Source organism: Priestia sp. FSL H7-0729 (assembly GCF_038005685.1).
Classification (GTDB): Bacteria; Bacillota; Bacilli; order Paenibacillales; family Paenibacillaceae; genus Paenibacillus.
In genome coordinates this window covers 679218-691673 of sequence record NZ_JBBOTQ010000001.1, presented here as the reverse complement: position 1 = coordinate 691673, position 12456 = coordinate 679218, and the positions used below count along the sequence as shown (strand labels likewise).

11 protein-coding genes are annotated in these 12456 nt (G+C 42.4%); 9 read left to right on the top strand and 2 right to left on the bottom strand.

All coding sequences use genetic code 11. The features are described from left to right. Positions 1-290 precede the first annotated feature (290 nt). The 6 genes from map to MHH93_RS02930 all read left to right on the top strand — a co-directional run bounded on the left by map (position 291) and on the right by MHH93_RS02930 (position 5437). Positions 291-1031 (top strand): type I methionyl aminopeptidase, encoded by a 741-nt coding sequence (gene map / locus MHH93_RS02955; RefSeq protein ID WP_500052716.1) that lies wholly within the window; start codon positions 291-293, stop codon positions 1029-1031. Positions 1032-1200: 169 nt separating this feature from the next. After that, positions 1201-2439: a DUF418 domain-containing protein gene (locus MHH93_RS02950; protein WP_500052715.1), complete on the top strand. Its 1239-nt coding sequence runs from the start codon at positions 1201-1203 to the stop codon at positions 2437-2439. A 568-nt stretch (positions 2440-3007) separates the two neighbouring features. Continuing rightward, positions 3008-3898 (top strand): phosphotransferase family protein, encoded by an 891-nt coding sequence (locus MHH93_RS02945; protein ID WP_500052714.1) that lies wholly within the window; start codon positions 3008-3010, stop codon positions 3896-3898. Positions 3899-3920: 22 nt separating this feature from the next. After that, positions 3921-4682, top strand: a complete 762-nt coding sequence (locus tag MHH93_RS02940) for a class I SAM-dependent methyltransferase (protein ID WP_500052713.1) — start codon at positions 3921-3923, stop codon at positions 4680-4682. A gap of 10 nt (positions 4683-4692) precedes the next feature. Further along, positions 4693-4926: a hypothetical protein gene (locus MHH93_RS02935; protein WP_500052712.1), complete on the top strand. Its 234-nt coding sequence runs from the start codon at positions 4693-4695 to the stop codon at positions 4924-4926. Positions 4927-4987: 61 nt separating this feature from the next. Continuing rightward, positions 4988-5437: a GNAT family N-acetyltransferase gene (locus MHH93_RS02930; RefSeq protein WP_500052711.1), complete on the top strand. Its 450-nt coding sequence runs from the start codon at positions 4988-4990 to the stop codon at positions 5435-5437. Positions 5438-5541: 104 nt separating this feature from the next. Here MHH93_RS02930 and MHH93_RS02925 read toward each other — a convergent pair whose 3' ends face one another. Together MHH93_RS02925 and MHH93_RS02920 are read right to left on the bottom strand one after the other, a co-directional pair. Continuing rightward, positions 5542-6891: a response regulator transcription factor gene (locus MHH93_RS02925; protein ID WP_500052710.1), complete on the bottom strand. Its 1350-nt coding sequence runs from the start codon at positions 6889-6891 to the stop codon at positions 5542-5544. Beyond that, positions 6879-8519: a sensor histidine kinase gene (locus MHH93_RS02920; RefSeq protein WP_500052709.1), complete on the bottom strand. Its 1641-nt coding sequence runs from the start codon at positions 8517-8519 to the stop codon at positions 6879-6881. The genes MHH93_RS02925 and MHH93_RS02920 overlap by 13 nt, the downstream gene beginning before the upstream one ends. Positions 8520-9006: 487 nt before the next feature. Here MHH93_RS02920 and MHH93_RS02915 point away from each other — a divergent pair, with 487 nt between their 5' ends. Genes MHH93_RS02915 through MHH93_RS02905 form a run of 3 tightly spaced genes read left to right on the top strand, consistent with a single transcriptional unit; the run spans position 9007 to position 12399 of the window. Then, positions 9007-9801, top strand: coding sequence for an ABC transporter permease (locus tag MHH93_RS02915; protein ID WP_260632754.1), 795 nt, complete (start codon positions 9007-9009; stop codon positions 9799-9801). Between the two features lie 18 nt (positions 9802-9819). Then, the gene (locus MHH93_RS02910) at positions 9820-10689 is read left to right on the top strand and encodes a carbohydrate ABC transporter permease (RefSeq protein ID WP_017688372.1); all 870 of its coding nucleotides are present in this window, start codon (positions 9820-9822) and stop codon (positions 10687-10689) included. 24 nt (positions 10690-10713) lie between these two features. Further along, the gene (locus tag MHH93_RS02905; protein WP_500052708.1) at positions 10714-12399 is read left to right on the top strand and encodes a type 2 periplasmic-binding domain-containing protein; all 1686 of its coding nucleotides are present in this window, start codon (positions 10714-10716) and stop codon (positions 12397-12399) included. The last annotated feature ends 57 nt before the right edge of the window (positions 12400-12456 follow it).

Sequence of the window (12456 nt, the reverse complement as noted above, 5' to 3'; positions counted from 1 at the left end):
GCCAAATAAGCATAATAGAAAAAACGAAGGCAGTTACCTTCGTTTTTTTTGTTTTGATGGACGCTACCGATTAGCCGCTCTTATAAAACTGAATTAATGTGACGATCGTGACTCATGACATTTGGATGCTGCTAACCGTGGCGATATTCAAGTTCTGACAGACATAATCAACAAGTTCAGGGAAACCGATAAGTGAGCAACTACAGCCCAATATCGATAAAAAAGTTGCGAAGCTTTGCAGCTTTGGATATGATTAATCAATTGATGATAAAGATAGTGAGGTAGAAAAAATGATCGCAAGAACAGAAGAAGATTTTAATGGTTTGAAGGAAATTGGCAAAATCGTCGGCTCTATAAGAGATGAATTGGTTCAAAGAACCATCCCAGGCGTAACAACTAAAGAACTTGATGATTTGGCAGGAGAGCTTTTTGAGAAAGCTGGCGCAGTGTCTGCTCCAAAAAGTGAATATAATTTCCCGGGATTTACTTGTATTAGTGTTAATGAAGAAGTGGCACATGGTATCCCGGGAGAACGAATTATTCAAGAAGGCGATATCGTGAATATTGATGTGTCCGGCTCCCAAAACGGTTATTTTGCTGATACGGGAATATCAATTGTCGTAGGCGAAGGCGAAGAAGTATTAACGAAAATATGCGACGTTGTTAAACTGGCATTCGAAGCAGGACTTAAGAAAGCAAAACCGGGTTCCAAAAAAAGTGGAATTGGAAAAGCGGTATTCCAAACGGCCAGACAGCATGGATTAACCGTTATTAAAAACCTTACGGGGCATGGTGTTGGACGTGCGATACACGAAGCACCTGACCACATCTATAATTATAATGATCCATCGGATGATGAATTGTTAAAAGAAGGCATGGTTATTGCATTCGAGCCATTTGTCTCAACTTCAGAAGAAGAAGTATTCCAGACCGGAGACGGCTGGACCTTTGCTACCAAAAATAGCTATGTAGCTCAAATCGAACATACGATTATTCTGACTAAAAATGGTCCAATTATTGTTACACTCTAAGATGTTTCAATTGAAAGTCGCTAATTTAGCGGCTTTTTTTGTTTTTGTTTTAATGGTACGTCAAAGTAAAACATAATATAAACGTTCACTTATTATTTTATGTTGAAATTTTGGAAGGATTTAACGTATATTTAGATCTGATCTTTATGTTATAGACAGAGGTGATTGATTGAGCACATCAAAAAAGCGTATCCAATTAATAGATGGACTGCGCGGATTCAGTCTGGTCGGCATCGTGCTGGCAAATATGCTGGCTTTCCAATACGGGATGTTCGGCCAGAGTAAACCCCAACTGTTCGGGATCGGCGGTGCAGACCAAGCTTTTCTCTCGTTCCTGCTTGTCACGGTGGTGGGCAGTTTTATGCCGATTTTTGCATTTATGTTCGGCTTTGGCATGATTAAGCTATCGGAAAGCCTAAAATCACGAGATTTACGACCAAAGTGTCATCTGGCTCGACGCTTTCTACTGCTGTTTGTTATCGGATTGCTACACATCATCTATCTGTGGGAAGGGGATATCCTGGCGTTTTACGGTGTACTGGGTTTCTTCCTGCTGATGTTTCTTAATCGGAAGCCCAAAACATTGCTTATATGGGCGTTAATACTACTCGCTGGAGCAGGGCTGCTAGGTCTACCGGCATCCAATCCAACGAACCCACTGGCTTTTGAATCCACGCATATGGAGAACTACATCGTTCAAAGTCAGGATGTATACGGCAGCGGCAGCTACGCGGAGATCAGGGATTTCAGCAATAACGGTGATCCATTCGGTGGGGATTTAGAGGCGTCATACGCCCTCATAGCCTTGGTGCTGGCCCCACTTATGACGATACCGATGTTCCTGCTCGGCATGCATGCTGCAAGAATTGGTACGTTTAACGATCCTCAGGCAATGCGACATATGTATCTTCGTCGTGCCTTGTTTTTGATTCCAGTTGGTTTGATGCTCAAAGCATATGGCGTACTGGCGCCACAATTTGGTGCGGAAGGATGGCCCGGAATCGGAATCAGGGAAACGCTTGGAGGAACGTTGCTTGCACTCGGATACATTTACGCTTTTGCGCTGTTGTATGCGGGAAGACACCGTTCCAGCCTGATGGGCAGGTTCGAGGCGGTTGGTCGTCTATCCTTGACGAATTACCTGATGCAGAGCGTAATCTGTACGACCATCTTTTATGGATACGGCCTCGGACTGTTTGGTCGTGCTGGCGTGTTCATCGGAGCAATTATTGCGCTTGCTGTCTACGGCATTCAATTGTGGCTTAGTCCACTATATCTTAAGAAATTCAGCACTGGACCGGTCGAGTATGTTCTACGGATCTGGACATATCTGTCCTGGAATGGGCAGCCAAGAAAGAAGAAAAGGTCGAACACAGATTTGCATGAAAATGCGCCTGGTATTCAGTGAGATAAGCAGTTGTTATCTTGACGTCAAAAGAAGCCCGTTCTGAAAGGGCTTCTTTATGCCGTAGCGATTCATGCTGGTAATTTTGATGCGTATATTACCTTTATTTGTTATACTCACTGAAGAATAAGAAATGTCCCTAATGTTTCCTATTAAGATTTTGTAGTTTTTATAGATTTAACAGAGCAACTCTAATACATAAGCTTACTATTATCGTGCGGGCAGTGGTGAGGTAATGCGAAATGAAAAATGTAGCATGTACATTCAAATTTTTCCACTCAGACTTGAAAGGATCGTTATTGTGTTAAAAATAATTAATTTTCTTCTTTTTTTGCTGATCATTTGGGTAGTCATCTTTTATCCTTTTCGTTTTGTTTGGTATGAAGGTGTAAAACAGATTCCCGCAGATCTTCATGGTGTTTATTTACTTTTCTTGTTCTTTGGATATCTGATCTGTTCATCTGCAATGGGACTTATGGTTGGCAAGATGTTTTTTAAACGAAAAGAACAATAATTGTGGGTAAGAATAATCTTCTTTGATCGATGTATTCTCCAAAACAGGAGGCGATATATGAATAACATTCTAACAGTTATAGAAAAGCTAAAGTTAAATGTCTTACATATTGAAGATGTTCCAGAGTCATTTAGTTCTGATGTATACAAACTTACTCTTGTCAGTGGAGAAAACGTATATGTGAAAATCCCATTTAATAAGGATAAACTATTCCGTGAATTTCAGATGCTTGAACAATTAAAGGATGTAATACCTGTTCCCAAGGTATTGGACATTTGGTACGGGGATGAAAGCGCTGTTGGAGCGTTGCTCCTTTCAGCAATTCAAGGTATACCTTGTACAGGAGAGATTGATGAGAATCTTTCTTTTCAGATTGGCATGTGTCACGCTATGCTCCATGAGGTTAAAACTCATGGGTATGGTTACCATGGATCCGATGGTTTTAAGTTACTTGACCAAAATAATTGGAGATTACATATCAAAAGTAATTTTGAAAAGTGGAAAGTACCCTGTAAAGAAATTCTCGACTCTGAATTGTATGAGAGATGTATCCATCACTTTGATGGCGTTTTCTCTGCTTTACCGCATCCTGACGGGCCGTGCATTGTTCACATGGATTTTAGACCAGGTAATATATTGGTGAATGGTAACGAGCTTGCTGGCATTATTGATTTCGAGAGTGCTCGTAGTGGTTCCTCGGAAATAGATTTCACTAAAGTTAATCGATATATCTGGAAAGTTAATCCGAGAACAAAGATCCCGTTCATAAAAGGTTATGAATCGATTCGACCTATGCTGGCTCTGAAAAGCGTGCTGCCATTTTACGATATGTACGATGCTTTCAGCGCAGTTGTTTGGTGTAAAACTAGAGGCATTGAAAAAAATCATGCTTTTCTTCAAAAGAATATTCTTATTCTAAGAAATTCGTTGGGTTTCAAATCAGGGTAATAGAAGGGGGATTTGACTTAACATGAATGAACAAAGTGCTAAAAATAAGGTAGCTTGGGAACATCGGGCATATGAATTTTGGAATAGACGAGATGGTTCACCTAAGGAAAAAGCACAACAAATATTAGCTAATCCCCTTGCACAGCTAAAAAAACATAAGCAGTATTTTGAACAGATTGCCGGGAAAAAGATTGCTAACCTTTGTGGTTCAAACGGAAGAAAGGCAGTCCCAATAGCATTGTTAGGGGCAGACGTTACCGTATTCGATATATCTGAAGAAAATAAAAAATATGCTCTAGAACTGGCAGATGCCGCCAATGTGTCTATTCAATATGTTGTTACTGATATTTATGATATAGATATAGAAAAGTATGGTGGTCATTTTGACATGTTATATTTGGAAGGCGGAATTTTACACTATTTCAATGACATTGAAAAATTCATGTCGCTACTGTTCTCATTACTTAATGATAATGGTGTAATGGTTCTGAGTGACTTCCATCCTTTAAGAAGATGTCTCGCTTCCTCTAATTCTCAAATCGAATACCCAATCCAACCAAACTACTTTGACGAAGAATTACATAATGGCGATGTAGCATATAAACATTATTTCGATCAAGATGAACAACAGGACTTTCCAGATGTTTCGATTAGGCTGTATACCCTTAGCGAAATAATAAATTCTGTTATTACTACTGGTTTTAATATAAGAAAATTTGATGAGCACCGTGGTTGGGAAAATGAGAATATACCATGGGAATTCACAATTATAGCTAATAAATAAATTAAAACTATTGTCCAAAACAGCCGATGTTGGAGATATTCAGAATGAAATTCCAATATTAGAGATGTGTGGGGAAGAATTTATGATATCCCTTAATGGGAAGTTCTTTTTCGATATACTTCGCAACATGGATTGCGCGAGTGTACGAATAAGATACGCAGGGAAAACCAGTCCCATCGTTGTACTTCCAAATGATTCGCTCATGTCCAGTTTGTTCTTAATTACTCCAGTGATGAGCCGGTGAGCCTTATCACCAATGGGTATAGGATAGATTGGACGATTATTTTATCTTGAGGGGGTTAGGTATGGATATTAAAATACGAGAAATTATATCAGATGATTATGCTGAAGTTGTTTTTTTATGGAACGATGTGCTTGGAATGAGCAATGTTAATATTGCAAACTTTCGAGTGACTATGGAAGAGATGAATAAGGCCGGGAATTACAAAACATTTGTCGCACTAATAGATAATGATCTCGTCGGTTTTGTAACTATGGTACAGTCACTATCTATAGGAGTCCCAATAGGTTATCTACATATTCAAGGTCTTGCTGTTAAAAGAACTGTTCAAAACAGGGGAATCGGTACAAAACTACTAAGACAAACTGAAAATTATGCCAAAGAACGAGGAATATCAAGTATTATTTTATGTAGTGGAATGAAGCGAACCGATGCCCATGCTTTTTATGAACATAACGGCTATGACAGAGATTCATATTGCTTTGATAAAGTGATTGATCTAACTAAAGGTTAAACGGCACTAAAAGGCTCAACTCACTCTGTAATCACAAGAGTAGGATGTTGGGCTTTTTCCGTACTGCATTGCACATATCATTCAAATAACCTATTTATACAAAGTTATTGATGAATCATATTTCTACGGTACTGATAGGGCGTAACCCCATATTCCACCTTGAACAACTGGATAAAATATTGATTTTTTCGGTAACCGACCATTTGCGCGATATCGGCTACACGGAGTTCCGAATCTTGAAGCAGTTGAGAAGCTTTCTCCAATCTCTTCTTAGAAATGTAGCTTGATACATTTTCGCCCGTCTCCTGTTTAAACAGTTTGGAAAAGTAGACCGGATGTAGATGGGCAACTTTGCCCAGCTCATCTAAGCTAAGGCCGTGTGACAGATTGTCTTCGATATACGTTTGCACTTTGTCGACAATCGTTTGAATGGACATCTGTTTGTTGTTTCGGATCCGACTAACCCGGTCCAGGAGAGTTGAGGATAGTTCATCAGGATGCCGTAATTGATTGAATATCCAATTCAGGGTTTCAAAAGAATTACGATCCTTATCCGTCTGATATACATATTGAATGGTTTCCATAAGAAAGATTATTTTTTGCTTTTGAAGACAGATTTGATCATATTTTTTGAGTATAACTCCGGCTGACTCCCAATCACCGCATGATGGAGAAGAGTTGAATATGCCAGTAAAGTCTTCTGAGCTTACATCCACATTATGGAAGAACCTGTAGAATATCTGTCGGCTCACTTGCCGATCAGTCAACACAAAGGGAGGAGACACGACCAATGACTCCAGTTTAATGGTCAGTTCTGAAGCAGTTTCTTCCGGAACAAAAGCGACCAATTGGGCTCCAGCAGCCCATACGAGACGGTCCCATTGTTCTCCTACAGCATGTTTTAGAATTCTCTCATCTTCCTGCGTAAAACCCTCCTGCTTGAGACAGCAAAAGCGGCGTTTCCCTATAAATTCAGCATAAGCCTCATATTCCCTCATTAATATCTCATTATGGCCAAGCAGTGATAGCAGAAATTCCAATCCATCAAAGTTCTCCCATGCGACAGTTTGAACGGGAAGTGTCTTTGTAACATTCTGAATGGCTTTAGACATGGCTTTCTCTACATCATCTTTGTCTACAGGTTTGAGCAGATAGTCCAGCGCACCCAAACGGATTCCTTGTTGCGCATATTCAAACTCGGAGTAGCCGGAAAGGATGATGACTTTGGTTGACAAGTTATGTTGGTGAATATACTGAAGCAGATCAATACCTGAGACCTCAGGCATTCGGATGTCAGTGATCAGGATATCAATATGGGTTTGAGTCAGCATGTCCCTTGCTTCAATCGAATTGGTCATCGTCTCGATCTGATGTATACCGAACGTTTTCCAATCGAGCAAGTGCTTCATATACTCAACGACATAGTGTCCGTCATCCACAATTAATAAACGCATGAACTATCTCCTTTCACTTCGGGAATGCTGATCAGCATCAGGACGGACAAGCCACCCCAATCATTCGTAGTAAAATGTAAACCGCTTTGTTCGCCGTACGTATTTTTCAGTCGTCGATTTACATTCCAGAGCCCTACGCCTTTCATTCCTTCAGGCGGGGTATCACTCTCAAGCCGAGTCTCCAAGCTGCGGATATCATCCAGCGAAAGACCTTTTCCGTCATCGGAGACCTTGATCATTATCGCAGTCTCTGTCTGTTTGACATCAATTGTCACCCGATGGGCACCTTGTTGTCCTTCAATTCCATGTTGAATCGCATTTTCAACCACTGGCTGGATGATCAGCGGCATGAGGGGAAGGGAGGACAGTTCTTGCGGCAGATCAATGCTGTACTCCATTTTTTTGCTGAGCGCCATAATAATCAGGAAATGTTCCGCGAACTGAAGCTCGCTTCCCAACGTGACTTCATGTCGATCCAACTTGGTTAGATACCGATAATATTCAGCCAGATGTTTGCTCATGCGCATGACCGAATCAGGTGAAAACTGGGCCACCGACATGATGAAAAACAAACTGTTGTACAAAAAATGAGGATTGATCTGAGCCTGGAGTTGTTGAAGTTCCGCACTTCGTCTGAGGTCCGTTTCGGTCTTCAGGGATACGAACAGATCCTGGATCTCGGTAACCATATGATTAAAACTTCTAAACAGGCTGTAAAACTCTCTATCCGTATTTTCGGTAATACGCGTGTTATGATTGCCTTGTTCGACCTGTGAAAACTTTCTCTCCAACAGACGGATATTACGGTAATAGTTCCGGTAGAACGTAAAGATCACTACCAAACCAAGCGTAAAAACAGCTAAAATGCTGGCAAAGAATACTTTACGGTTTCGGTCAAGCGGTTGCAGGAAATCATTCGTCTGTGTATATGTAATCAGGTAGGCGTCAATCGATTCAATATATCGCGAAAGAACATAGTAATCGTCCGAATTGGTGTGATAATCATATTTTAAAGTGACATCCGTCTGTGGAGAAAGCATATCAGTAACCGCTTTCAAGAGATCATTATCGACTTCTTTTTCACTCCATAGCTGCCGGGGATTAAACCAAAAAAAAGCGTTTGAGCTGTCGTTGTTCACAGCCTTTTTCAGCAGATTCTTCAAATAATCGGTATTCAGCTTTACACCAACGACGTACTGCGTCGGTTCAGTTTGTCCCGATTTTTGAATGTAAGGGTAGAGGGCGAAGTAATACAAACTATTGCCGACAATTTGCCATCCTCGCTGATGAACATCCTTGAACGGAAGTCTCGCCTCCGGCGTACTGTTGGTGGACAGAAATGTTTCTTCAGACTTCCAGTAGATGCCGATTGATTCGATGGATCGACTGGATAGGAGAGTTTGGCGCAGGCGATCAACGATATCGTTTTTCTTCATTTGGGAATCGTAATTGCTTAGCTCGACAACATGCCTCTGATAAAAGCGGACATCACTGTCAGCTGCATACTGAACCCCGTACATATTTGCCTCGTATATAATCCCGTCCAGAATACCTGTCACATAATCCAGCTGGTTTTTGGAAGCGCCTATCAGATTTTCTTCAAGTGTCTTGGAGCTCAAACGGTTCATTATGAAAAACAAACTCAATGTCAGCAACAGAAAAAAAACAAAGAAATAGATGAATCGCTTCATATACATTTTTCGGATCATATGTGTTTCCTTTCATATCGGTACACGTCGAGGTTAAAGCACGGATCGGATTAACTTTAATATAAGCCAAACCTTCCAAAAGCGGAAGAGCAATACCCACGATAAATGAAAGCGTTTTTAAAATGCTTCAGGGCGGGGTGATGATCTTGAAATTTTGGCATTTTGGATTGAAAGCGCTTTTGTTAAGCTTATCTTCAAGGATCGCTTTCGAAAAGCCATCATAGAGGAGGTATGCAACATTAACGAGATTGTGCCCGCCAGATCCGCAAGAAAAACAAAAGCAAAGATTCCCCAGCGGACTTCATTCAGAAAGGAACTCAAGAAAAGCTGGCCTTTGTACGTCCTGTGTATTCCCGCTTTTGTGTTTGTCTGCATCTTTTCTTATGGCCCGATGGTAGGTTTGCTTATGGCATTTCAGGACTACAAGCCATGGCTGGGCATCACAGGTTCACGGTGGATCGGGCTAGATAACTTCGAACGAATTTTCCAGTACAAAGAAGCCACACAAGCGATCGTCAATACGCTGATTATCGCCGTTTCTAAAATTATCGTTGGTATCATCGTTCCGATCGTCATGGCCATTCTGCTGAGCGAGATCCGAAATATGGGCATTAAGAAAAGTGTTCAGACACTGGTGTATCTGCCGCATTTCTTGTCCTGGGTTACTGTGGCAGGCTTGATGATCGACATTCTCGGATTAGACGGAGGCATCAATCACATCTTGACAAGGATTTTCGGGAACGATCCTATTTACTTTTTGGGTGATCCTGATCTGTTTCGATTCACCGTTGTAATTAGTGACGTGTGGAAGAGCTTTGGCTTCGGTATGATTGTTTATCTCGCAACCATTGCGGGAATTAATCCTTCTTATTACGAAGCGGCCGAGATCGATGGGGCCACACGCCGGCAGCAGATTCGATACGTCACCTTGCCTAGCATGTTGCCCATGATTATCGTCATTTCTACACTGAGTCTGGGCAATATTCTGGATGCCGGCTTTGATCAGGTTTTCAATCTGTACAACCCACTTGTCTACAGTACAGGAGATATCATTGACACCTATGTCTACCGTTCATCCTTGTTAAACGGACAATACGGCTTCGGGACCGCTGTAGGACTGTTCAAATCGGGAATAAGCCTGATCTTGATCGTTGTCTCCTACAGGCTGGCCTATAAATATGCCAATTACAAAATATTCTAACAAGGAGGGAGAGGGATCATGTACCATAAAACGACAGGCTATAGAGTATTCTCCTATTTTAATTACGCATTCATGATACTGGCAGGTCTGGCGTGTTTTCTACCACTGCTTCATCTGCTCGCGCAATCGCTCAGCAGCAAAGCGGCTATTAGCGGGAATATGGTGTCATTTTGGCCGGTGGGATTCAACGTGGATGCCTATGTAAAAACGTTCAACAATTCCAATTTCAACGGTGCCATGCTGACATCCATTACTCGGACCGTATTGGGTACGACCATCAGCATGTTTATCCTTACCTGTGCAGGATATGCCCTGTCCAAAGAATTCCGAGGGCGCAACGTGCTCATGTGGTTTTTTATCTTTACCATGCTCTTCTCGGGGGGCTTGATACCTTCTTACATATTGATCACAGCCCTTGGATTAAAAGACACGATATGGGCTCTTGTGCTGCCTGGCGCTTTCGGTGCTTATAACCTGATACTTCTCGTCAATTTTTTCAAAACGATTCCCAAAGCCTTGGAAGAGGCGGCATTCATTGATGGAGCATCCTTCTTCGTCATTCTCAGCAAAATATATTTACCATTATCTCTGCCAGGCATTGCGACCGTATCCTTGTTCATTATGGTGGGGCACTGGAACTCATGGTTTGACGGGATATTGTACATGTCCGATGCGAGTAAGTATCCGCTGGCCTCGTTCTTACAGACTGTTGTTGTACAGAGCAATATGCAAAATATGGCGATGAGCCAGTCCGAGGTGGCTGCCATGTCGGAACAAAGTATCAAGGCAGCCCAAATTTTTGTCAGTACGCTACCGATCATTTTGGTTTATCCATTTTTGCAACGATATTTTGTGAAGGGGATTGTACTAGGAGCCGTCAAAGAATAGTTAGAGTAAAGGGGACATGAATCCATGAGAAAAAAGAACGTTTTATGGAAAATGGTAAGTATCGTTATGCTGTCAGCTATTGTTGTAGCTGGCTGCAGCCAAGGGGAGAGTACTTCCGAGACCGCACCAGCATCGGTGCTTAAGGATGGAAAATATGATCCGCCGTTTACGATCACTATCGCCAAACAACAGGATGAGAATGCCGGGAAGTACATCAATGGGGAGACGTTGAATGACAATGTGTTGACCCGTTGGGGCGAACAAAACCTGGGTATCAAAATCCAAACCACCCTGCTGGGAGGTGATGCTTCACAATATAATACCAAGCTGCGGCTGGCACTGACAGGTTCCGAGAAACTGCCCGACGTTCTGCCCGTCTATGATACCATGCTGGTCAATGATCTGATCGAGTCAGGGCAGGTCAAGGAGATTACGGAAGACATATTAACCTACATGCCTGAACGAATAAAAGAAATTTACAAACAATACCCGACTACCTTCAATCCAGTGGTTAGGGAGGGTAAGGTCTACGGAATGGCGATTGCGCCGAATCTGACAGAAGGCGAAGTCATGCTGATCCGCCAGGACTGGTTGGACAAATTAAATATGAAAGCGCCAACAACGATTGAAGAGTTTGAGCAAGTCATCGCGGCATTCACCAATGAGGACCCGGATGGGAACGGCAAGAAAGACACTTACGGCTTTACATTTTCGGGTAAAGATTCCTACAATACGGGCTGGGTCAGCGATCCGGTCATGATATTCAGCGCATACACCGGCAAGCAACTTCCAAGGCAATGGCATAACGACAACGGCAAACTTACTTATGGATCGGTGGCTGATGGCAACAAAGAGGCACTTGCCAAGTTACGAGATTGGTATGCGGAAGGGTACCTGAACAAAGAATTGGCCACCCAAGGGGCCTGGGACGCTCTGTCCGATTTTACGGAGGGGAAAGCTGGCATCATCATTGGTCGTCCTTGGCTGTACGACAGTGTGAAGGACGTGGAGAAAAATGTTGAGGGTGCAAAAATTAGTGCATATCCGACCATTCAAGGCGTGAACGGTGACAAGACCTATCAGTCCGCCCAGTTGAACGATGGCGTGTTCATGTTTAACAAGGATTTTCAGAACATGGAAGCCTTCTTCCTGTACTACGATAAAATGTACGATGCGGCGTTCAGCACGGGAGATTTTAAATATGGCTACGCTCAAGGATACGATTACGATATCGTCAACGATGAGGTCACTTTCGATCCGACGAAATTTAATACGCCACTCGAGGCCGTGCAAGGCGTAGGGAAAATGGCATTTACCAAAAATACACCGAGTGTTGATGGTCCCGGGCAATCGTACTACGATCTGGCGAACGGCGTTAAAGCCGACACGGGAGTCCTCATTCAGAGCGCTTCAAAGGACCAAACGACCCAGGACGGATACCGGATTTCATATGAGAACAGGGATGTTTTGCTGCCCAATGCGTTTAATGGTCCGCCAACACCAACAATGCAAAACGTGTGGGAACAGTTGACCACGATGGAACAAGAAACGTTCACCAAAATCATATATGGCAATGAACCACTTGAAGCATTTGATACCTTTGTGAAACAGTGGCACGAAAAAGGCGGGGACACGGTTATCGAAGAAGTTAACGACTGGTACAACCAAGCCAGCAAGACGGATGTCATGACACTGATGAATTTGAAATAAAGTCAAGTTCACCTGGATCAGCCTTCCTGCGACAGGAAGGTTGGTCTTCCAATAAAG